General features: G+C 39.9%; 22 protein-coding genes. 6 read left to right on the top strand and 16 right to left on the bottom strand.

Translation table 11 applies throughout. The features are described from left to right. Positions 1 to 38 precede the first annotated feature (38 nt). Positions 39 to 1145: a lipid-A-disaccharide synthase gene (lpxB, locus tag BMZ55_RS08790; RefSeq protein ID WP_089820024.1), complete on the bottom strand. Its 1107-nt coding sequence runs from the start codon at positions 1143 to 1145 to the stop codon at positions 39 to 41. Between the two features lie 44 nt (positions 1146 to 1189). On the opposite strand from lpxB, the gene BMZ55_RS08785 reads away from it, so the two are divergent. Further along, positions 1190 to 1696, top strand: coding sequence for a DUF2480 family protein (locus BMZ55_RS08785; RefSeq protein ID WP_039341458.1), 507 nt, complete (start codon positions 1190 to 1192; stop codon positions 1694 to 1696). Between the two features lie 59 nt (positions 1697 to 1755). Further along, positions 1756 to 2418: a DUF937 domain-containing protein gene (locus BMZ55_RS08780; protein WP_089820023.1), complete on the top strand. Its 663-nt coding sequence runs from the start codon at positions 1756 to 1758 to the stop codon at positions 2416 to 2418. Positions 2419 to 2451: 33 nt separating this feature from the next. Here BMZ55_RS08780 and BMZ55_RS11540 read toward each other — a convergent pair whose 3' ends face one another. Beyond that, the gene (locus tag BMZ55_RS11540; RefSeq protein ID WP_089820022.1) at positions 2452 to 2742 is read right to left on the bottom strand and encodes a 30S ribosomal protein THX; all 291 of its coding nucleotides are present in this window, start codon (positions 2740 to 2742) and stop codon (positions 2452 to 2454) included. A gap of 316 nt (positions 2743 to 3058) precedes the next feature. Here BMZ55_RS11540 and aspS point away from each other — a divergent pair, with 316 nt between their 5' ends. Then, positions 3059 to 4813 (top strand): aspartate--tRNA ligase, encoded by a 1755-nt coding sequence (aspS, locus tag BMZ55_RS08765; protein WP_089820020.1) that lies wholly within the window; start codon positions 3059 to 3061, stop codon positions 4811 to 4813. 72 nt (positions 4814 to 4885) lie between these two features. After that, a complete protein-coding gene (locus tag BMZ55_RS08760) occupies positions 4886 to 7159 on the top strand; it encodes a GH92 family glycosyl hydrolase (RefSeq protein WP_089820019.1) in 2274 nt (757 codons plus the stop codon). Positions 7160 to 7161: 2 nt separating this feature from the next. Here BMZ55_RS08760 and BMZ55_RS08755 read toward each other — a convergent pair whose 3' ends face one another. The 4 genes from BMZ55_RS08755 to paaZ all read right to left on the bottom strand — a co-directional run bounded on the left by BMZ55_RS08755 (position 7162) and on the right by paaZ (position 11906). Beyond that, entirely contained in the window at positions 7162 to 7878 is a 717-nt protein-coding gene (locus BMZ55_RS08755; RefSeq protein WP_089820018.1) for an SDR family NAD(P)-dependent oxidoreductase, read from the bottom strand. An 11-nt stretch (positions 7879 to 7889) separates the two neighbouring features. Beyond that, complete coding sequence (locus BMZ55_RS08750; protein ID WP_089820017.1) at positions 7890 to 8657, bottom strand: enoyl-CoA hydratase/isomerase family protein; 768 nt, start codon at positions 8655 to 8657, stop codon at positions 7890 to 7892. Further along, the gene (locus BMZ55_RS08745) at positions 8654 to 9340 is read right to left on the bottom strand and encodes an SMUG2 DNA glycosylase family protein (RefSeq protein ID WP_089820016.1); all 687 of its coding nucleotides are present in this window, start codon (positions 9338 to 9340) and stop codon (positions 8654 to 8656) included. The genes BMZ55_RS08750 and BMZ55_RS08745 overlap by 4 nt, the downstream gene beginning before the upstream one ends. 73 nt (positions 9341 to 9413) lie before the next feature. Next, positions 9414 to 11906 carry a phenylacetic acid degradation bifunctional protein PaaZ gene (gene paaZ / locus BMZ55_RS08740; protein WP_089820015.1) on the bottom strand — a complete coding sequence of 831 codons (2493 nt, stop codon included), beginning with the start codon at positions 11904 to 11906 and terminating at the stop codon, positions 9414 to 9416. A 356-nt stretch (positions 11907 to 12262) separates the two neighbouring features. Here paaZ and BMZ55_RS11335 point away from each other — a divergent pair, with 356 nt between their 5' ends. Further along, positions 12263 to 12406, top strand: coding sequence for a hypothetical protein (locus tag BMZ55_RS11335; protein WP_177179802.1), 144 nt, complete (start codon positions 12263 to 12265; stop codon positions 12404 to 12406). A 57-nt stretch (positions 12407 to 12463) separates the two neighbouring features. On the opposite strand, the gene BMZ55_RS08735 is transcribed toward BMZ55_RS11335, so the two are convergent. Further along, positions 12464 to 13750 carry a citrate synthase gene (locus tag BMZ55_RS08735; RefSeq protein ID WP_089820014.1) on the bottom strand — a complete coding sequence of 429 codons (1287 nt, stop codon included), beginning with the start codon at positions 13748 to 13750 and terminating at the stop codon, positions 12464 to 12466. Positions 13751 to 13832: 82 nt separating this feature from the next. Further along, a complete protein-coding gene (gene eno / locus BMZ55_RS08730; RefSeq protein WP_089820013.1) occupies positions 13833 to 15125 on the bottom strand; it encodes a phosphopyruvate hydratase in 1293 nt (430 codons plus the stop codon). Between the two features lie 172 nt (positions 15126 to 15297). On the opposite strand from eno, the gene BMZ55_RS08725 reads away from it, so the two are divergent. Beyond that, positions 15298 to 15714 carry a hypothetical protein gene (locus BMZ55_RS08725; RefSeq protein WP_143068764.1) on the top strand — a complete coding sequence of 139 codons (417 nt, stop codon included), beginning with the start codon at positions 15298 to 15300 and terminating at the stop codon, positions 15712 to 15714. 442 nt (positions 15715 to 16156) lie between these two features. Here BMZ55_RS08725 and rplQ read toward each other — a convergent pair whose 3' ends face one another. The 8 genes from rplQ to secY all read right to left on the bottom strand — a co-directional run bounded on the left by rplQ (position 16157) and on the right by secY (position 21056). Then, positions 16157 to 16687 (bottom strand): 50S ribosomal protein L17, encoded by a 531-nt coding sequence (rplQ, locus tag BMZ55_RS08720; RefSeq protein WP_089820011.1) that lies wholly within the window; start codon positions 16685 to 16687, stop codon positions 16157 to 16159. 6 nt (positions 16688 to 16693) lie between these two features. Further along, the gene (locus BMZ55_RS08715; RefSeq protein ID WP_039341496.1) at positions 16694 to 17689 is read right to left on the bottom strand and encodes a DNA-directed RNA polymerase subunit alpha; all 996 of its coding nucleotides are present in this window, start codon (positions 17687 to 17689) and stop codon (positions 16694 to 16696) included. A 33-nt stretch (positions 17690 to 17722) separates the two neighbouring features. Continuing rightward, on the bottom strand, positions 17723 to 18331 hold the full coding sequence (gene rpsD, locus BMZ55_RS08710) for a 30S ribosomal protein S4 (protein WP_089820010.1): 609 nt from the start codon (positions 18329 to 18331) through the stop codon (positions 17723 to 17725). A 77-nt stretch (positions 18332 to 18408) separates the two neighbouring features. Then, complete coding sequence (gene rpsK, locus BMZ55_RS08705; RefSeq protein ID WP_027376638.1) at positions 18409 to 18798, bottom strand: 30S ribosomal protein S11; 390 nt, start codon at positions 18796 to 18798, stop codon at positions 18409 to 18411. A gap of 12 nt (positions 18799 to 18810) precedes the next feature. Further along, on the bottom strand, positions 18811 to 19188 hold the full coding sequence (rpsM, locus tag BMZ55_RS08700; RefSeq protein ID WP_039341509.1) for a 30S ribosomal protein S13: 378 nt from the start codon (positions 19186 to 19188) through the stop codon (positions 18811 to 18813). A gap of 9 nt (positions 19189 to 19197) precedes the next feature. Next, complete coding sequence (gene rpmJ, locus BMZ55_RS08695) at positions 19198 to 19314, bottom strand: 50S ribosomal protein L36 (protein ID WP_007839480.1); 117 nt, start codon at positions 19312 to 19314, stop codon at positions 19198 to 19200. A gap of 135 nt (positions 19315 to 19449) precedes the next feature. Then, positions 19450 to 19665, bottom strand: coding sequence for a translation initiation factor IF-1 (infA, locus tag BMZ55_RS08690; RefSeq protein WP_031503426.1), 216 nt, complete (start codon positions 19663 to 19665; stop codon positions 19450 to 19452). An 8-nt stretch (positions 19666 to 19673) separates the two neighbouring features. Continuing rightward, a complete protein-coding gene (gene secY / locus BMZ55_RS08685) occupies positions 19674 to 21056 on the bottom strand; it encodes a preprotein translocase subunit SecY (protein WP_039341517.1) in 1383 nt (460 codons plus the stop codon).

Raw genomic sequence — 21056 nt, 5'->3', positions numbered from 1 at the left:
TAAAAATATCAATATTTACCGAAGATATTACGGTGAAATCACCCATTTACAATCACGTCTGCGGCGTGGTCGCTGGCTCCTTTTCCGCCTAATTTTTCCTGAAGTTTTTGGTAATTATTAAGCATTTTTTCGCGCTCAGCACCGTTCACAATCTTTCCGAGCTCTTCGACCAGATTTTCAGTATTTAACTCACTTTGAATTAGCTCTGTTACAATCTCTTCGCCCATTATCAAATTGACGAGCGAAATATATTTGATGTTTTTCACCACGCGTTTTCCGATTTCGTAGGAAATGGTGCTGCTTCGGTAACACACAACCTGCGGAATATTCAGCAATGCCGTTTCTAAAGTTGCGGTTCCAGATGCGACCAGCGCAGCTTTTGAACATCGAAGCAAATCGTAGGTTTTATTCGAGACGAAATGCACATTTTCGTCAACAAATTTCTGGTAAAAAGATTTCGGCAAACTCGGCGCACCAGCGATTACAAACTGATAATCTTTAAAATTATCGCGCACGGAAAGCATTAAAGCCAGCATTTTCGTCACTTCCTGCGCGCGGGAACCGGGCAAAAGCGCGATGATTTCTTTTTGATTCAGCTGGTTTTCAACTTTAAATTTTTCAACATCGATTTCGGGTAAATTCGAAACCGCATCCAGAAGCGGATGACCAACAAAATGCGCGTCAACCTGATGCTTTTTGTAAAAATCTTTTTCGAAAGGCAATATCACCAGAATTTCATCTACAAACTTCCGGATTTTTTCCACGCGGCCTTCTTTCCACGCCCAAAGCTGAGGCGAAATATAATACACCACACGAAGTCCGAGATTTTTCGCGAACTCTGCTATTCTTAAATTAAATCCGGGATAATCGACTAAAATCAAAACATCGGGCTGATAATTTTTAAGGTCTTTTTTGCAGAATTTAATGTTTTTCAGAATGGTGCCGAGGTTTTTAGCCACTTCCAGAAAACCCATAAAAGCCAGATCTTTATAATGTTTCACCGGTGCAATGCCGGCAACCTCGGCCATCAAATCGCCGCCCCAAAACCGAAATTCTGCCGCCGGATCCTTTTTAATGAGCGATTTCATAAGGTTTGAAGCATGAAGGTCACCGGACGCTTCACCCGCGATGATGTAATATTTCACTTGGATTTTATGTTGTAATTTTGCTCAAAGATAAAATAAAAAAAATGTCAGATTTAGAAATAAAAAATAAAATTGCCGAAAGCGGATTGGTTAATTTTGACCTTTCTAAGCTGGTTCCGCAAGGTAAAAGAATCGGAATTGATCTTAAAGATTTCCTTTTCGAAGGACTTATTTTAAAGGAGAAGGATTTCCGCGAAAAAATAAATTTGCTCGATACAACGCAATATAATTCAGCTTTTGTGTACGTTTTTAATTCCGCAGAAGCTATTGTACCGTTGTGGGCGTATTTTTTACTCACCGCAAAACTCACCGGAACTGCCAAAAAAATCGTCTTCGGAAACCGCGAAGATCTGGAAGTTTTGTTGATGCACAACGCGATACAGACTTATGATTTTACCGAATTATTTGGTAAAAGAGTTTTGGTTAAAGGCTGCTCGGACGAAAGCATTCCGGAAAACGCGTACATCGAATTGGTGGAACAGCTGAAACCGGTGGTGAAATCGCTGATGTTCGGTGAAGCGTGTTCTAACGTGCCGATTTTCAAAAATTAAATTCTGGACCTTTATTTGCTGCTAAAACCTCAAATTTTTAATATTTTAAAACAAAAAAAATGAGCTTAATCGATCTAATTACAGGAAACGCCGGTACGCAAGTAGCCGCGCAAGCAGAAAACAAATTCGGAATAGACAAAAATCAAGTCATCGCATTATTAGCGGTTTCAGCACCTTTGGTGATTTCTTACCTCCGAAAAAAATCCCAGGAAGACGACCAGGAAGCGGAAGCTTTAAACTCCGCACTTGAAAAAGATCATGACGGCAGCATTTTAAATAATCCGGCGCAGGCGACAGACAGACAGCAGGAAGGAAATTCTATTTTAGATCATATTTTCGGCGGGCAAAAAGACCAGGTTGAAAACCAGCTTTCGCAAAAAACCGGTATTTCAATGGATAAAATTGGACCAATTCTCGGCATGTTAGCGCCATTGATTATGGGTTACATCGGTAAACAGAAACAATCCAACGGCGTAAGTTCCGGCGGCGGTTTGGGAGATTTGCTGGGCGGAATTTTAGGCGGTGCACAACAACAGGCGCAAGCTGAACCTTCAAATCCTTTGAATGATATTCTTGGAAGCGTTTTGGGCGGTGGTACTTCGAATTCCGGTAATCCGCTGAACGATATTTTAGGCGGTGTACTTGGTGGTGGAGGCTCTCAACAGCAACAGCAACAAGGTGGTTTGGGCGGACTTTTGGGAAGCATTTTAGGCGGAAGATAATTTTCAGCTAAACGTGAATAAAAAAACCGAAGATTATTCTTCGGTTTTTTTAGCTTTTTCTACTTTCGGTTTATCGTCGGCTTCGGCAGCTTTAGTTTTTGGTTTTGTGGCGGCTTTTGGTTTTTTGTCAACGTCCGCGTTTTCAGATTTATCAGAGGGATAACCAACTTCTTTTCTCACTTTTTCTCTTGGCGCTTTTTTATCATCTTCGTCCAGTACGCTTACCGGAATTTTCTTTGCTGAATTAGATTTGCGTGGTCTTCTTTTACCATAACTTCCGGCGGTAACTTTGCCGCGTCTGGATTTTTGATCGCCTTTTCCCATAATTTTATTATATTTTGGTTAATGATTTACATCAAAGTTAAAGAAATTCGGCAAATTCAACTTCTTAAAATTTCATAAAGTTTATTTTTTAATTTTAAAAATTCGGCCTTTAAAGCGCCAATTTTTTCATTTTTCCAATCTTTATTTTTAAGCTGCTTTTTAGCCATTTTTTTCATTTTTTTAAAAGCGGGAAATTTTTCGGCTTTTCTAAAGCTGCGCGATTTTCCGCGATAAATCATCCAAAAAACTTATCTTTGCAGCGGAAATTTTTACCATTTTCAAAGAGCAAAAATTTAACTTCAAACAGCTGCAAAATATGTTTCGTACGCACACCAACGGAGAATTAAACCTGGAAAATCTAAATCAAAATGTTACCCTTTCGGGCTGGGTTCAAACCATCCGCGACAAAGGTTTTATGATGTGGATAGATTTGCGCGACCGTTACGGCATCACACAGTTGGTTTTTGATGCAGACCGCTCTTCGGAAGAATTATTGGAAAACGCGCATAAACTCGGACGTGAATTCGTAATTCAAATTGAAGGAAAAGTCATCGAAAGAGTCAGCAAAAATCCTAAAATTCCTACAGGAGATATTGAAATATTGGTTGAAAAGCTGGTTATTTTAAATCAGTCTGAAGTTCCGCCATTTACCATCGAAGACCAAACCGACGGCGGTGAAGAGCTTAGAATGAAATATCGCTACTTGGACATCCGCAGAAATCCGGTAAAAGAGAAATTAATTTTTCGGCACAAAATGGCCCAAAAAGTTAGAAATTATCTTTCTGACCAAAACTTCATTGAAGTTGAAACGCCAGTTTTAATTAAATCAACTCCCGAAGGAGCAAGGGATTTCGTGGTTCCAAGCCGCATGAATCCGGGACAATTTTATGCGCTTCCGCAATCTCCGCAAACTTTCAAACAATTATTGATGATTGGTGGCATGGATCGCTATTTCCAAATTGTTAAGTGTTTCCGCGACGAAGATTTAAGAGCCGACAGACAACCCGAATTTACACAAATCGATTGCGAAATGGCTTTCGTGGAGCAGGAAGATGTTTTGGAGATTTTTGAGGGAATGACGGCAAATTTATTGAAAGATATCGCCGGAAAAGAATTCGGAAAATTCCCCAGAATGACTTATGCAGACGCGATGAAAAAATATGGGAACGATAAACCGGATATCCGTTTAGGGATGGAATTCGTGGAATTAAATGATTTGGTCCAAGGTAAGGAATTCAAAATTTTCGACGATGCAGAACTTATTGTCGGAATTAATGTAGAAGGTTGCGCTGGATATACCAGAAAACAGATTGATGACCTTATCGATTGGGTAAAACGCCCGCAGATTGGTGCATCAGGTATGATTTGGGTAAAATATCAGGAAGATGGAGTTGTAACCTCATCGGTGAATAAATTCTACAGCGAAGATGATTTAAAGAAGATAACAGAAAAATTCGGGGCAAAAGAGGGAGATTTAATGCTTTTGATGTCCGGAAACGAAAATAAAGTCAGAACACAACTCTCTGCTTTAAGAATGGAACTAGGTAACAGATTGGGCCTAAGAAATCCGAAAGAATTTGCGCCACTTTGGGTCATTGATTTTCCGCTATTGGAATGGGATGAAGACACCGAAAGATATCACGCAATGCACCATCCTTTCACGGCGCCAAAACCCGAAGATGTGCATTTACTGGAAACCGATCCGGGAAAAGCCCGCGCAAACGCGTATGATTTAATTTTGAACGGAAATGAAATCGGCGGCGGTTCTGTACGGATCTTCGATAAAGATTTGCAGGCAAAAATGTTCAATTTGTTAGGATTTACAAAAGAAGATGCAGAAGCGAAGTTTGGATTCTTAATGAACGCTTTCCAGTACGGAGCGCCGCCGCATGCCGGAATTGCTTTAGGTTTTGACCGCTTAGTTGCGATTTTAGATGGAAATGAAGTCATCCGCGATTATATCGCGTTCCCGAAAAACAACTCCGGACGAGACGTCATGATTGATGCGCCAAGCAAAATTGCGGATGAGCAATTGCAGGAACTTTTCCTAAAAGTGAAGATGAAGGAATAAAGCACTTTTAAAAAATCATTATAAATCCCGGCAAAATGCCGGGATTTTTCTATTTTTAATCAAAATTACTCCATGACCAAATTCTTCGTTATTTGTTCGCTCTGCTTTTTTCTTCCCATTCAGGCACAAAAATTAACATCGTTTGTGAATCCGTTCGTCGGTACAAAAAATATGGGACACACTTTTCCCGGTGCTACGGCGCCGTTCGGAATGGTGCAGCTTTCGCCGGAAACGAACCAGGAACCTTACGCAATCGACGGAAAATATAATCCGGAAACGTATCGCTATTGTTCCGGTTATCAGTTTGAAGACAAAACTATTTTCGGCTTTTCGCATACGCATTTCAGCGGCGTGGGACATTCTGATTTGGGAGATTTTTTGGTCATGCCAACCACGGGAAAATTGAATTTGGAACCCGGAAAAATTGGTGAACCTAAAAGTGGATATCATTCACAATTTTCAAAAAACACAGAAAAAGCGGAACCTGGTTTTTATGAAGTTTTTCTTGATGATTACGGAATTAAAGCGGAACTCACCACTTCCGAGCGCGTAGGATTTCACCGCTATACGTTTCCAAAATCCGGTGAATCGCATATAATTCTGGATTTGATGTCGAATATTTACAACTATGACGGCAAAAATGTCTGGACTTTTGTGCGCGTAGAAGACAATCAGACCGTAGTTGGCTACCGCGAAACGACAGGTTGGGCACGAACCAAAAAAGTTTTTTTCGCCATGAAGTTTTCAAAACCTTTTAAAAATTATGGCAGAAAACGTTATGAAAAAGTAGAATACAACGGCTTTTACCGGAAATTTAATGAAAACGAAAATTTTCCTGAATTTGCCGGAAGACAGATTCGAGCTTATTTCGATTTTGACACCGAAAAAGATGAGCAGATTTTAGTAAAATTTGCACTTTCAAATACTTCTACCAACGGCGCTTTAAAGAACCTGGAAGCTGAAATTCCGCACTGGGATTTTGATAAAGTCAAAGCCGAAACATCCGCAAAATGGGAAAAAGAACTTTCTAAAATTGAAGTAGAAACTTTAAATGAAAACGACAAAAAAACCTTTTATACCGCACTTTATCACACCATGATGTCGCCGATTCTTTATGAAGATGTAGACGGGAAATATCGAGGTTTGGACCAGAATATTCGTGAGTCTGAAGGATTTACCAACTACTCTATTTTTTCGCTTTGGGACACGTATCGAGCACTGCATCCGCTTTACAACATTATTCAGCCGAAAAGAAACAATGATTTTGTGCATTCGATGATGGCGCATTATGACCAAAGTGTTCACAAAGCTTTGCCAATTTGGAGTCATTACGCCAACGAAAACTGGTGCATGATCGGATATCACTCTGTTTCGGTAATCGCTGACGCTATTGCTAAAGGCACGACCGATATTGATTTAAATAAGGCTTTAGCCGCCGCCATAAATTCATCCAACTTAAAATATTACGACGGAATTGAAGATTATCTGAAGTACGGTTACGTTCCGGAAGATAAAAGCAGCTCGTCGGTTTCCAAAACTTTGGAATATGCCTATGACGACTGGGCAATCGCGCAGATCGCGAAAAAATTGGGCGATAAAAGCACAGAAAATTTGTATTTGAAAAGAAGCGAATCTTACAAACGAGTGTACAATCCTAAAACCGGTTTTATGCAGCCGAAACTTTCTTACGCGAATTTTAAAAAAGAATTTGATCCCATGGATACGCACGGACAAGGTTTTATTGAAGGAAATGCGTTTAATTACGGGCTTTACGTGCCGCAGAATGTTCCGGAAATGATAAAAATGATGGGCGGAAAAAAGAAATTTTCAAAACATTTAGATGAAATTTTCACCACGGAAATCGCGGATAAATACATCGAAAAAAATGAAGACATCACGCGCGACGGCATCATCGGGAATTATGTGCACGGCAACGAGCCGGGACATCACATTCCGTATCTCTACAACTGGACGGGCGATGCGTGGAAAACGCAGGAACGCGTGCGCATGATTATGCGGAAAATGTATTCTGCGGAAGAAGATGGCCTGTGCGGAAATGACGATGCCGGGCAAATGTCTGCATGGTACGTTTTTTCAGCATTGGGTTTTTATCCGGTTTTGCCGGGTTCCGTTGAATATCAGATCGGTTCGCCTTTGGTGAAATCTGCAAAAATTAGCCTCGAAAACGGCGAATTTTTGAATATTACCACTGAAAACCAATCGGAGAAAAATGTTTACGTGAAGAAAATTTTGGTGAACGGAAAAGAAGTGAAAAACCATGTCTTAAAGCACAGCGAAATTGCAAACGGTGGCGAAATCGTTTTTGTGATGAGCGACAAACACTAAAATTATGGCAATTTAGCCACGAATTTTTCGGGTAAAATTTTCAGAATAAAAAAGATCATCTTCCACTTCCAGTTCGGGACGATGGTGAACGAATTTCCGGCGCTCACGATATGTTCCGCGACGTAGTCAGGTTCCATTAATAAAGATTTATTCAGCGCTAAACCGGCGTTTATTTTCGTGTTGATGTAACCGCTCACCAGAACATTTACGGTGATTTTCCGAGGTGATAATTCCTGTCTCAATCCAGCAAGATAAGTGGTAAAAGCCGCTTTTGTACTTCCGTAAATATAATTGCTTTTGCGTCCACGCACTCCCGAAAGCGATGATAAACCGATGATTCTTTCGAGATTTTTGTTGGTTTTGTCTGTCGCAATAATATTTAAAATAGAAACCGCGCCCATATAATTTACTTCCATCATGCGTTTTGCGCTTTCAAAATCGTGAAGCGCCTTTTCATTTTCAACCAAAAAACCGGCAGCATAAATTACGATGTGCGGTTTGGTAGAAAGTTCCGCATAAAATTTTTGGTGTGAAGAAAAATTCGCAGCATCGAAAAAAACAATTTGAACATTGTTTTCCAAATGATTTTCCTCCACATATATTCTCAGTGAATCCAAATCACGAGAAGCTGCTAGGATGGAAAAACCGCGCGCAACATATCGCAGGATACATTGCTTTGCGACATCGGAATTCGCGCCGAGAATGAGAACGGTTTTCATTAAAAAAATGCCTATTTAGCGCGTAATTTTTCTTTGATGGCGCCGATATTTTTCTTCGCTGAATCTTCCAGAATTAAGCTTGCGCTCATGTGGATTCTTTCGGGCATTAAACTATCGAAATGTTCGGTGCCTTCCCAGGAAACTTTTTTAATTAAAGCTAATGCGTCGCTACTTCTTTGCGAAAGTTTTTCTAAAAAAAGGTGAAGCTGCGCATCCATTTCTGTAATATTTTCAGAAACTGAATGATAAACATCATGTTTTTCGCACCATTCAGCGGTACGGAAATCCGCATCAATTGACATTGCTGAATAAGCCGATTTACCAATTTTTCTTTCAACGTAAGGTCCGATTACAAATGGACCGATACCTAAATTGAGTTCCGTTAAAGCCATCGCTGAATCTTTTGTGGCAAAACAATAATCTGCCGCACATGCAATTCCAACGCCGCCGCCAGTTGTTTTTCCCTGAACGCGCACCACAACGATTTTACCGCAATGTCGCATGGCATTCAGCACTTTTGCAAAACCGCCGAAAAATGTTTTTGAGGTTTCCAGCTCTTCAATCGACAGCAATTCATCGAAACTTGCGCCTGCACAAAATGCTTTTTCACCTTCGGATTTTAAAAGAATTGCTTTCACAGTTTCATCTTTTCCACTTTCCAAAATAGTTTGAGCGAGTTTTTCTAAAATTTCGCCCGGTAAAGAATTACTTTTTGGTGTTCCAAAAGTGATCTCGGCAATATTATTTTTGATTTCGTGATTTACAAATCCGTGATTCATTGTTTGTTATTTAAGGCAATTATGTATTTGTCGATGAACTGCTGTTTTTCTTTGCTTTTGTATTGCTGGATATAGCGCGGATGTTCAAGCACCGTTAAACGGTCAAAAAAGTGGTTTTCAGCATTTAATTTTTCGATAAAAGTAGCGTTTTTCTTGCCGAGAATGAAAACTTCTGAAGTATCCAAACCCAGATCGATGTGACTTTTTATGGTCTCAATCATAAATTTTTTGACGGCTAAAAAGAGGGGTTTTTCGTCATAATAATTCGCATTCAGCGAACCTCGAGGTGTGCGGCGAGTAATTGCAAGCGGAAAAGGTGAATTAATGTAAAACTCGCTGTAAAATTTTTCCGGACCACCGTACTGTTGAATAACATCATAAAGAAAAACCGAAGAAATCTCGTGGGTGTGCGCTGATTTCATTTCGATGCCACAAATGCTTTCAAGCCGCTTTGTATCGGTAAATGGCACGCCTGTAACGCCCGCACCATGACGGCTTGGATTAATGCCGATAATAAATTTCCGGTGGTTGACGTCGTTATAAAACTTGCTGTAAAAACTGGTCATCACTGTCAACGTTTCTTCGTTATCAAAAAACGGATTGAGCACATCAAATCCGTCCGGAAGCTCGCCCCCATAATGCAATGTTTTATTAAAGTCGACTACTTTTTCGCCAAAAGTCATTTTATTAATTTAATAATATTGCAATGCAGCGGTTCCCAATGTTGGTACATAATTAAACTGGTGCATTGGTAAATTAAATGAGGTTAAACTGTTCGAAATGGTGCGTTACATGTTTTTGGTGAAATAGCTCCATCATTTCTTTATTCAGCATGCCGAAAACAAAATGAAGATGTTCTGCTTCCGGATTTTCGCGGTAATATATCTGATAATTTTTTACAGATTCCAGGAAATGCGTTTTCGCTTCGTCGAGGTTTTTATATTTCAAAGCTGGTAATTTGCCATCTTCGAGGAAAGGTGCCGGGAAATCTTTCGGCATCTTTCGGAAATTATAAAGCGAATCCTGATATTTTTCCAAATGTTCTTCGGGCGTTTTACACTCTCTGGTTTCAAGCTCACCAATGCTGTATTTCATTGTAGATTCAAGATGTTCGAGCATTTCCTGCGCTGTCATTCTGCCCCACAGAGCCAGAGATTTTTCGGTTAAATTGTTCAGTCTTTTTGTAAAATCTTTGTAATCGATTTTAATGAAAGGTGATTTTTTTGCCACTAAAGTTAAAATTGTTGCGACACACACCACTTCTTCACGCTGATTCACTACTTCTACGAGCCATTTTACCACGCCACTCGGGACATTGCGTCCTTTCACTCCCTTGTTGATTTTTTCTTTCGCCGTCAGGTAAACGGTAATGGTATCACCCGCGTAAACCGGTTTGAAGAAACTCGCGTTTTCCAGGCCGTAGTTGGCGATGACGGGACCTTTTTTTCCGGAAACAAATAAACCTGCAGCAGCTGAAAGAATGAAATAGCCGTGCGCCACGGTTTTGTCAAAGATAGTTCCGTTCAAAGAAGTCGCGTCGGTGTGGGCATAAAAATGATCCCAGGAAACATTTGAAAAATTGACAATGTCGGCCTCCGTAACGGTTCTTCCGGCAGTTTCCAGAGAATCGCCGATTTCAACTTCTTCAAAATATTTATTGAACGGATGTTTGTCAGCATATTTTTTCTCGGCTCCTTGTTGGTAGATTTTTGTGATCGCCGTCAAAATATCCGGTGAACCTTGAATTGCGGTTTTTTGAAGGAAAAAATGTAGACCATTCAAGCCACCCATTTCTTCACCGCCGCCAGCGCGCCCGGGACCGCCGTGCATCAATGTCGGTAAAGGCGAACCGTGGCCTGTAGATTCTTTAGCGTTATCGCGGTTTAAAACGAAAATGCGGCCGTGTGAAGATGCCATTTTCCAAGAAGTTTCGGCGACGAATTTTTCGTCGTGAGAAATAATGGAACCGACCAAACTGCCTTTTCCGCGTTTTGCCAAAGCGGCTGCTTCTTCGGAATCTCTGTACGGCATCAATGTGGAAACCGGACCGAACGCTTCGACTTCATGTGAAATATTTTTTTCAAAGGGTTTATCGTTGTAGAACACTTTTGGAGACATAAACGCGCCGTTTTCATAATCAGCGTCAACCAATTCATGCTTGCCGTCGTAAATAAGTTCGGTTTCAGCTCTTAATAAATTAATTTTTTCCTGTAAAACAGCCATTTCTTTTTTACCAACGATGGAACCCATGCGGGTTTCGCGGCTTAAAGGATTTCCGATTTTTGTTTGGTCTAAAGCTTTGCTTAAAGCATTTTGAACATCCCCAACCAAATTTTCCGGTACGATGATGCGACGAATCGCGGTACATTTTTGTCCGGCTTTTGTCGTCATTTCGGTGCGAACTTCTTTGATGAACAGATCGAATTCCGGTGTGCCGGGTTTTGCGTCGAGGCCGAGAATTGAACAGTTCAAAGAATCGGCTTCCATATTGAAACGCACTGCATTTTTGGAAACAGACGGCAAAGATTTTAATTTTTTTCCGGTTGAAGCAGAACCGGTGAAAAGCACCGAATCGCCGTCCTGAACGTAATCTAGAATATTTCCGGGCTCGCCGCAAACCAGCTGAATGGCGCCTTCCGGAAGAAGTCCGCTTTCTATCATATCCTGGAAAACGGCGTTTGTTAAATAAGAACCCGGCGTGGCAGGTTTTACGATACTTGGAACGCCGGCTAAAAGCGAGGTGGAAAGTTTTTCCATCATTCCCCAAACCGGGAAATTGTACGCATTGATCTGCACGGATACGCCTTCGCTTGGCGTGAGAATATGCGTGCCAAGAAAAGTTCCGTTGGCGGAAATTTTCTGCGTGTCGCCATCTACCCAAAACGGTGTATTCGGCAACATCCGTTTTGCTAAACCGGAATAGGTGAAAAAAGTACCAAAACCGCCTTCAATATCCACCCAGGAATCGGCGTGAGTTGCGCCAGTTTTGTAAGATAGTTCGTAATAATTTTTCTTTCTTTCTAGTAGATAAAGCGCTAATTTTTTCAGCATTTCGCCGCGGTCGTAGAAAGTCATGGAAGACAAGTTTTTGTAACCCACTGTTCTGCCGTAGTCCAGCGCCTGCTCGAAATCGATTCCTTCAGTGTCGGAAATGGCGACGAGTTCGCCATTTACCGCGTTGTACAATGGAATGTCGTTTCCGGAACCTTCGATCCACTGGCCGCTGATATAATTTTTTAGTTTCGTCATTTTGGTTAAAATGGTGTTTTATAATTTAGAAAAATTTCCCCTTTTAAGGGCAAATTTTTTGGTTTTGAATTTTCAAAAAAAACCGCGGTTTAGCCAGTAAAATTTGTAAAATAAAACAATTGTTATTGAAATGGGAAATTACGAATTTTATCTTTTACAGCATAAACGGCGGCGCGAAATTAAAACGAAAAAAAACGGCGTTTTAACCTGATTTTTTTTGTTTTGAAAAAAGTTGTTTAAAAAAAATTGCGTTTCAGGCGGAAATTTTTGGTGAAGACGGTGCTGCGCCCCGGATGGAACGGCCTGTTTGAGCTCTTTTTTGGCGGCGGCAAAGCCGCCGCCAAAAAAAGCGAGTAGTGACAGCCGGAAAAGGCGCCCAAAAGACAGTAGAGATGAGAAAAAAGAGTAAAGAGAAAAGAGAAAAAATGTTGAAAAAGCGTCGAAAAAATAGAAAAGAAAAGAGAAACAAGAAAAGAGAAAAACAAAAAATGCTGAAGTAAGGGCAAAAAAAATCCCTCGCAATAAAATTGCGGGGGAAATTGCTATATTTTCTTGATTTATCTTGCGTTCATCGGTACGTAATCGCGGGCTTTTTCACCCTGATAAACCTGGCGCGGACGCCCGATTGGATCGTTGTGCAAACGCATTTCTTTCCATTGGGAAATCCAGCCCGGAAGTCTGCCTAAAGCAAACATTACGGTGAACATTTCTGTTGGGATTCCTAAAGCACGATAAATGATTCCAGAATAGAAATCTACGTTTGGATAAAGTTTTCTGCTTACGAAATATTCGTCTTCCAAAGCTACACGCTCGAGCTGCATTGCGATGTCTAATGCTTTGTCTTCAACTCCTAAAGAAGTTAAGATATCATCTGCGGCTTTTTTAATGATGCGTGCGCGCGGATCGAAGTTTTTGTAAACGCGGTGACCAAAGCCCATCAAACGGAAATTATCGTCCTTATTTTTGGCTTTTTCTACATATTTTGCAACGTCGCCGCCGTCTTGCTCGATCATTTCAAGCATCTCTATTACCGCTTGGTTTGCGCCACCGTGAAGTGGTCCCCAAAGTGCAGAAATACCGGCAGAAACCGAAGCAAACAATCCAGTGTGTGCGGAACCTACCATTCTTACCGTTGAGGTAGAACAGTTTTGCTCATGATCCGCATGTAAGATTAAAAGTTTTTCTAAAGCATCAACTACAACCGGATCCAACTCGAATTCCTGGTTTGGACGACGGAAACACATTTTGTAGAAATTCTCTACATAGTTTAAGCTATCATCACCATGGTTGATTGGCAGACCCATTTTCTTACGGTATGTCCAAGCACAAAGGTGCGAGAATTTCGCGATCAACATTTCTGCTGCGTGGTCCATATCTTCTTTGGAATTCACGTCTACAGCTTTTGGATTAAAAGCGGTAAGTGCAGAAGTAAGTGAAGATAAAACACCCATAGGATGCGCGGAACGAGGGAAAACATCGATTAATCTTTTCATTTCATCAGCGACGAAATTGTATTTTTTGATGCCTTTTTCGAAACCGTTGAACTGGTCTGCTGTTGGTAAATTACCGTTCAGCAAAAGGTACATTACTTCGGTAAAATTGGATTTTTCAGCAATCTGGTCGATTGGATAACCGCGGTAATACAATTCGCCGTTGTCACCATCCAGATAAGTAATGTCGCTTAAAGTAGCGCCCGTGTTTTTATATCCTAAGTCTAAAGTAATTAACCCGGTTTGGTCTCTTAATTTAGAAATATCAATTCCTCTGTCACCAATGGTGCTATCAATGATCGGATATTCGTAAGAATTGCCGTCATAGTTTAAGACAACTTTATTATCTGCCATTTTTAATTTATTTTTTTACTAATTTATGAATATTGAAAGGAAAACACAAAAGATTTTCGGCGTTCCCAATATATTTTGTCTATTATCTGTTTATTTTAAAAGCTGATAAACCCGGGAAAATTGCGGTTTCACCTAAAGCCTCTTCAATGCGGAGCAATTGGTTATATTTCGCCATTCTATCGGAGCGTGAAGCGGAACCGGTTTTTATCTGACCGCAATTCATAGCAACTGCTAAATCTGCGATGGTAGAATCTTCGGTTTCACCGGAACGGTGAGACATTACGGAAGTGTAACGGTTGTGTTGCGCCATTTGAACCGCCGCCATGGTTTCGGAAAGCGAACCGATCTGGTTTACTTTTACCAAAATTGAGTTTGCAATACCTTCTTCAATTCCACGAGAAAGTCTTTCTACATTGGTTACGAATAAATCATCGCCGACAAGCTGCACGCGGTCGCCTATTTTGTCGGTAAGCATTTTCCACCCTTCCCAATCGTCTTCGTGCATACCGTCTTCGATGGAAATAATCGGGTATTTATTTGCTAAATCTGTTAAGAAATTTACCTGCTCGCTTCTGCTGAAATGTGCAGATTCCGGAGTTTCGAATTTTCGGTAATCGTACATTCCGTCTTTGTAAAATTCGGAAGACGCACAATCTAAAGCAAACATAATATCATCGCCCACTTTATAACCCGCTTTTTCTACGGCTTGGGAAAGCGTGTCTAAAGCATCTTCGGTCCCTTTAAATTTCGGTGCAAAACCACCTTCGTCACCAACAGCAGTTGACAAACCGCGGCCGTGTAAAATAGATTTTAAACTGTGGAAAATTTCTGTGCCTTTTCGAAGTGAATCTGAGAAAGATTCAGCTTTTACCGGCATAATCATGAATTCCTGGAAAGCAATTGGTGCATCGGAGTGCGAACCACCATTAATTACATTCATCATCGGAACAGGAAGCGTGTTTGCGTTAACACCGCCAACGTATTTGTAAAGCGGCATTCTGAGTTCTGTCGCCGCAGCTTTTGCCGCCGCCAAAGAAACTCCCAAAATGGCATTTGCGCCTAAATTTCCTTTATTTTTAGTTCCGTCCAAATCGATCATAATCTGATCGATGAAATTCTGGTCTGTTACCGGCATTCCGATTAATTCCGGAGCGATGACTTCTCTTACATTTTCTACCGCCTTCAGCACGCCTTTTCCCAAATAAGCAGATCCGCCGTCGCGCAGTTCAACTGCTTCATGTTCGCCGGTAGAAGCACCGGAAGGAACTGCTGCCCTGCCCATCGCGCCACTTTCGGTAAAAACATCAACCTCTATGGTTGGGTTTCCACGGGAATCTAAAATCTGTCGGGCTTCAATGTAAGAAATGTAACTCATCTTAATTTTTTTAATATTTTAATGTAAGACAAATTTAGTTAAAATTGAGGGAAACTGCGCGTGCGTAAACCTGATTTTAATATGCTTTCCGTTAAAATTTAGTTAATTCTAAGTCTTTGATGCAGATTAAAAATGGATTCTTTAAATTTGAGTTAATACAATGCAAAATACCATGAAAAAATTACTATTAACCGTGGCGGGCTGCGCAGTGCTGATGGCGACGAGCTGCACGAAAAATACGGAAGGAAATACAAGTGTGATCAAAGACGATAACGGCGCGATAACCATTCCGGTTGACACTACGGTTTCTAAAACGAATGGCGTGACTGACAGCACGTCTGCCGACCAATACACGGACCGATATGTAGCGGAAGACGGAAGTTCTGCTTTGGTGACTTTTAAAAATGGCTCGGACAAAACCATCAGCATCCAGAGCAATAACAAAACGATTTCGGCGCCGCAGAAAGAATCAAACGCAGAACGCAGTGTATATGGAAACTATGACATTGAAATTGTGGCGAAAAATGACAGCGTGACGATTACGCAGGGAAACAATGTCATCAGGCTTCGGAAAGCGAAAGGTGAGTAGAATTTAAAAAGTGAAAAAAAGCAGCTTTTAGCGGGAAATTTTTTGGGTTTGGTGAATGGGAAAATTAGGTGAAATAGCGGCTAATTTTTTTGGAAATTTTGATGGGAGAAATGCCACGAATGCACGAATTTATTGAAATGGAAATTGGAAAAAAATGCCGGTAAAGCGTCTAATTTTTTGGAAATATCAATGGAAAGAATCGAGCAGATTTCGCAGATTTTCACGGATGAACTTCCTTAATTATTTATTGAAAAGTTGCCACGAATGCAGGAATATATTTTTAATAAAATTTAAAAAAAACAGGCTTTCAGCAGGAAATTTTTTGGGTTTGGTGAAATGGAAAATTAGGTGAACTAGCGGAGAATTTTTAAAATTCCTCAATAATAAAAAAGCCGCTCAAAATAAATTGAGCGGCCTTTTTTTTGGGGAATTATCTAACTGATTAATCAGTTTTGTTATCTGATGACTGTGCGGCTTCGCCGGTAGTTTCTTCAGATTTCGTTTCGTCTTGTGCAGGAGTTTCTTTTACTTCAGCAACAGTTTCTGCAACTTTTGGAGTTGCTCTTCTGCTTCTTCTTGTAACTTTTTTCTCTTCTGCATTCGGGTTGTAAAGTTCGTTGAAATCTACAAGCTCGATCATTGCCATATCAGCTGCATCACCTTGTCTGAAACCAGTTTTGATGATTCTGGTGTAACCACCATTTCTTTCTGCAATTTTAGGAGCAATTGTTCTGAAAAGTTCAGTAACTGCTTCTTTGCTTTGCAGGTAAGCGAAAACTGTTCTTCTGTTATGTGTTGTATCTTCTTTAGCTTTAGTTAAGATAGGCTCAACATACACGCGCAAAGCTTTTGCTTTTGCAACGGTGGTGTTGATTCTTTTATGCTCAATAAGAGAACAAGCCATATTAGAAAGCAAAGCACTTCTGTGCGAAGCTGTTCTAGATAAGTGATTGAATTTTTTACCGTGTCTCATTGTTTGTTATTTATCAGCGTCTAATTTATATTTTGCAACGTCGAAACCGAAGTTAAGACCTTTTGCATGCACTAATTCTTCTAATTCTGTTAAGGATTTTTTACCGAAATTTCTGAATTTCATCAAATCAGACTTTGTATAAGAAACCAGTTCTCCTAAAGTTTCCACTTCAGCAGCTTTCAAGCAGTTTAGTGCTCTTACAGACAGATCCATATCTACCAATTTGGATTTCAGGAGTTGTCTTGTATGTAAAGTTTCTTCATCATACTGGATGCTTGCTTTCACGGCTTCTGTTTCTAAAGTAATTCTCTCATCGGAGAATAACATGAAATGATAAATTAATATCTTAGAAGCTTCTGTCAAGGCATTTTGAGGGCTGATGGAACCATCAGTTTCAATATCCAATACTAATTTTTCGTAGTCTGTTTTTTGCTCGACACGATAGTTTTCAACACTGTACTGAACTTTTTTGATCGGTGTGAAGATAGAGTCAATCGCAATGGTTCCGATTGGAGCGTTTGCGGATTTGTTCTGCTCGGACGGAACATAACCTCTTCCTTTTTCAATATTGAATGTGATTTCAAATTTCACATCTTTATTGGCGGAACAGATTACCAAGTCAGGGTTCAAAACTTCGAATTCCTGCATTGTTTTTCCTAAATCACCGGCTGTAATCGTATTTTGACCAGATATTTTCGCGGTAACTGTTTCTGCAGAAGCAGTTTCAGTTTTAGCGCGAAGTCTTAATTGTTTCAGGTTCAGAATTACTTCTGTCACGTCTTCAATAACACCTGGAATCGTTGAAAATTCGTGCTCTACGCCTTCTATTTTGATAGATGTAATAGCATATCCTTCCAGAGAAGAAAGTAAAACTCTTCTCAAAGCATTACCGATGGTAAGACCAAATCCTGATTCTAACGGGCGAAATTCAAATTGCCCTTTGAACTCATCAGAATTAAGAAGTATTACTTTATCGGGTTTAATAAATGTTAAAATTGCCATATAATTAGGTTGAGCAAAAATTTGAAAAAATTATTATTTAGAGTAAAGTTCGACGATCAGTTGTTCTCTGATATCTTCCGGGATTTGGATTCTCTCCGGAGCTGATACGAAAGTACCTTCTTTTTTCTCGTCGTTAAATTGTAACCACTCGTAAGTTGATTTGTAAGCTAATGAATCAGCAATTACTTCAAGAGATTTAGATTTTTCTCTTACTGCAATTACATCTCCTGCTTTCAAGGAATACGATGGAATATTTACCAATTCTCCATTTACGGTAATGTGTCTGTGAGAAACCAATTGTCTTGCACCCGCTCTGGTTTTAGAATAACCTAATCTGTACACTACATTGTCTAATCTAGATTCACACAACTGTAAAAGAACTTCACCTGTTACGCCTTTTGCTCGGTTGGCTTTTTCATAAAGGTTTGCAAATTGTCTTTCTAAAATACCGTAGGTATATTTAGCTTTCTGCTTTTCCATTAACTGAACAGCATACTCGGACTTCTTTGATCCTCTTCTTTTGTTCACACCGTGTTGTCCCGGTGGTTGGTTTTTTCTTTTCTCGAAGCTTTTATCGTCTCCGTAGATTGCAGCACCAAATTTTCTTGCAATCTTTGTTTTTGGTCCTATATATCTTGCCATATTTCTTTAGATTTAAAGATTCAAGATTCAAGATTCAAGATTTAATCAATGAATTTTAAATGTTGAATGTTGAATTATTATACTCTTCTTCTTTTTGGTGGTCTACATCCGTTGTGTGGCATTGGAGTCACATCTACGATTTCACTTACTTCAATTCCTGAATTGTGAATAGTTCTGATAGCAGATTCTCTACCTGCACCTGGACCTTTCACGTAAACCTTTACTCTGCGTAGCCCAGCATCGTGTGCTACTGTAGAGCAATTTTCTGCTGCCATTTGAGCTGCAAAAGGAGTATTCTTTTTCGAACCTCTGAATCCCATCTTTCCGGCAGATGCCCAAGAGATGACTTCTCCGCTTTTATTTGTTAAAGAAATGATGATATTGTTGAAAGTAGCTTGGATATGTGCCTCGCCGATTGCTTCAACTTTAACTTTTCTTTTTTTAACTGCTTTAGTCTGTTTTGCCATAATTCTTACCGATTATTTACTTGCTTTTTTCTTGTTAGCAACCGTTTTTCTCTTTCCTTTTCGGGTTCTAGAATTGTTTTTTGTTCTTTGGCCTCTTAAAGGTAATCCCAGTCTGTGACGTATTCCTCGTTGGCAACCAATATCCATCAAACGTTTGATGTTTATCTGAGTTTCAGAACGCAATTCACCTTCTACTTTGATGTTTTCGGTGATGTAGTTTCTGATTAATGCCAATTCATCGTCATTCCATTCGTTGACTTTCTTGTCTTCGCTGATGCCGGCTGCTTTTAAGATTTCAGAAGAAGTACTTCTTCCAATCCCATAAATATAAGTTAAGCCGATAACGCCTCTTTTGTTCTTTGGTAAATCAATACCGGAAATTCTCGCCATAATTTAATTTTAGCCTTGTCTTTGTTTAAATTTTGGGTTCTTCTTGTTGATCACAAAAAGAACGCCCTTTCTGCGAACAATTTTGCAATCAGCACTTCTTTTTTTGATAGATGCTCTAACTTTCATTTTAAGTTTTCTATTTTAATTTTGCAACGGTTAAATGAGATCTTACGGAATCATTCCCATTTTGTTTAAATTATGAACTCCATAATTTCACAACTACAGATGTTCTCTTTTATATAAAGCTCAGCGGACGCTGAATTAATATCTGAATGTAATTCTCCCCTTAGATAAATCATAAGGAGATAATTCTAATTTTACCTTGTCGCCAGGTAATAATTTAATGTAATGCATACGCATTTTGCCGGAAATGTGCGCGATAAGTACGTGCCCGTTTTCCAGTTCAACGCGAAACTGCGCGTTCGAAAGTGCTTCCGTAATCACGCCGTCCTGTTCAATATGTTTCTGTTTAGCCATTAATAAATTTACTGGTTGGTTGTTGTTCTGGATAATTTAGACTGCATTAAACCATCATAATGATGATTCAACAAATACGTATTGATCTGTTGTACAGTGTCTAAGATTACCCCGACCATAATTAAAAGCGACGTGCCACCGAAAAACAGGGCAAACCGATCGGTCTGAACAAATGCTCCATACACAAGTGCTGGAAGGACTGCAAAGATAGCTAAAAACAACGAACCTGGCAAAGTAATTTTGGACAAAATATCATCCAGATAATCAGCGGTTTCCTTCCCAGGTCTAACCTTAGGGATCAAGCCTCCATTTCTCTTTAAATCGTCCGCCATCTGATTCACAGGAATCGTAATTGCGGTATAGAAAAATGAGAAAATAATGATCAAAATTGCAAACAAAACATTGTACTGCCAACTGAAGACATTTTTGAATCCGGCTAAGAAAGTATTAGATTCATCAACCTTGGTTAATAATCCTGGCACAAACATCAGCGCTTGCGCGAAGATAATTGGCATTACTCCTGAAGCATTTACTTTAAGCGGAATCCACTGACGTGCACCTTGCATTAAGTTTCTGTTTACACCGCCTCTGGCCTGCGCTCTGCTTACATACTGAATTGGAATTTTTCTTACAGCGACCGACAGTACGATTGCCAATAGAACTACAACCATCCAGAATAAAACTTCAATCAGAATCATAATGGTACCAAAACCACCTTTACCTGTTTGGGTTGCAACTTCCTGAATAAAAGCTCCCGGAAAGTCAGCTAAAATCCCTACCATAATTAAGATAGAAATACCGTTTCCGATACCTTTGTCGGTGATTTTTTCACCTAACCACATGGCGAATACTGAACCCGCAACCAATATTACGATACTTGGCAACCAGAACATGATTGACTGCGGATGCACATAGTAAGCCGAAGCGAACTGCGCATGCGGCAGGAACATCTGTGTGATTGAAGTAAGATAAGAAGGTGCTTGTACCAAACAAACTGCAATTGTTAACCATCTTGTAATTTGGTTCAGGGTATTTCTACCGCTTTCCCCATCTTTCTGCAATTTCTGTAGATATGGTATTGCCATACCCATCAGCTGCACAATAATGGAAGCGGAGATATAAGGCATAATTCCGAGTGCCATAATTGACGCCCGGCTGAATGCTCCACCTGTAAAAGAAGAAAGCAACCCAAGAAGTCCTGCTCCCTGTTTGTTGCCTCCCTGATCTTTATAAATATCCAAAAGATTTCCTACTTCTGCCATGTTAATAGCTGGTAAGGAAATATAAGATGCGAATCTATACACGAGGACGATACCGAGAGTAAAAAGTATTTTATCTCTCAATTCCTTAAGACTCCAAATGTTTTTTAGTGTTTGTATAAATTCTTTCAT

Origin of the sequence: Kaistella treverensis (assembly GCF_900114045.1) — a bacterium.
In the GTDB taxonomy this organism is placed as follows: domain Bacteria; phylum Bacteroidota; class Bacteroidia; order Flavobacteriales; family Weeksellaceae; genus Kaistella; species Kaistella treverensis.
The sequence above is the reverse complement of the archived record's forward strand: the minus strand, read 5'-3'. Positions and strand labels throughout refer to the sequence as shown.

Excerpts from the sequence above, each read along its gene's own strand:
- BMZ55_RS08725 (WP_143068764.1), top strand. The coding sequence starts at position 15,298 with ATGAAAAAATTACTATTAACCGTGGCGGGCTGCGCAGTGCTGATGGCG.
- BMZ55_RS08750 (WP_089820017.1), bottom strand. The coding sequence starts at position 8,657 with ATGAATCACGGATTTGTAAATCACGAAATCAAAAATAATATTGCCGAG.
- BMZ55_RS08715 (WP_039341496.1), bottom strand. The coding sequence starts at position 17,689 with ATGGCAATTTTAACATTTATTAAACCCGATAAAGTAATACTTCTTAAT.
- rpsK (WP_027376638.1), bottom strand. The coding sequence starts at position 18,798 with ATGGCAAAACAGACTAAAGCAGTTAAAAAAAGAAAAGTTAAAGTTGAA.
- eno (WP_089820013.1), bottom strand. The coding sequence starts at position 15,125 with ATGAGTTACATTTCTTACATTGAAGCCCGACAGATTTTAGATTCCCGT.
- infA (WP_031503426.1), bottom strand. The coding sequence starts at position 19,665 with ATGGCTAAACAGAAACATATTGAACAGGACGGCGTGATTACGGAAGCA.
- BMZ55_RS08755 (WP_089820018.1), bottom strand. The coding sequence starts at position 7,878 with ATGAAAACCGTTCTCATTCTCGGCGCGAATTCCGATGTCGCAAAGCAA.
- rpsD (WP_089820010.1), bottom strand. The coding sequence starts at position 18,331 with ATGGCAAGATATATAGGACCAAAAACAAAGATTGCAAGAAAATTTGGT.
- BMZ55_RS08780 (WP_089820023.1), top strand. The coding sequence starts at position 1,756 with ATGAGCTTAATCGATCTAATTACAGGAAACGCCGGTACGCAAGTAGCC.
- secY (WP_039341517.1), bottom strand. The coding sequence starts at position 21,056 with ATGAAAGAATTTATACAAACACTAAAAAACATTTGGAGTCTTAAGGAA.
- BMZ55_RS08745 (WP_089820016.1), bottom strand. The coding sequence starts at position 9,340 with ATGACTTTTGGCGAAAAAGTAGTCGACTTTAATAAAACATTGCATTAT.
- BMZ55_RS08760 (WP_089820019.1), top strand. The coding sequence starts at position 4,886 with ATGACCAAATTCTTCGTTATTTGTTCGCTCTGCTTTTTTCTTCCCATT.
- rplQ (WP_089820011.1), bottom strand. The coding sequence starts at position 16,687 with ATGAGACACGGTAAAAAATTCAATCACTTATCTAGAACAGCTTCGCAC.
- BMZ55_RS08735 (WP_089820014.1), bottom strand. The coding sequence starts at position 13,750 with ATGGCAGATAATAAAGTTGTCTTAAACTATGACGGCAATTCTTACGAA.
- aspS (WP_089820020.1), top strand. The coding sequence starts at position 3,059 with ATGTTTCGTACGCACACCAACGGAGAATTAAACCTGGAAAATCTAAAT.
- BMZ55_RS08785 (WP_039341458.1), top strand. The coding sequence starts at position 1,190 with ATGTCAGATTTAGAAATAAAAAATAAAATTGCCGAAAGCGGATTGGTT.
- rpmJ (WP_007839480.1), bottom strand. The coding sequence starts at position 19,314 with ATGAAAGTTAGAGCATCTATCAAAAAAAGAAGTGCTGATTGCAAAATT.
- rpsM (WP_039341509.1), bottom strand. The coding sequence starts at position 19,188 with ATGGCGAGAATTTCCGGTATTGATTTACCAAAGAACAAAAGAGGCGTT.
- paaZ (WP_089820015.1), bottom strand. The coding sequence starts at position 11,906 with ATGACGAAACTAAAAAATTATATCAGCGGCCAGTGGATCGAAGGTTCC.
- BMZ55_RS11540 (WP_089820022.1), bottom strand. The coding sequence starts at position 2,742 with ATGGGAAAAGGCGATCAAAAATCCAGACGCGGCAAAGTTACCGCCGGA.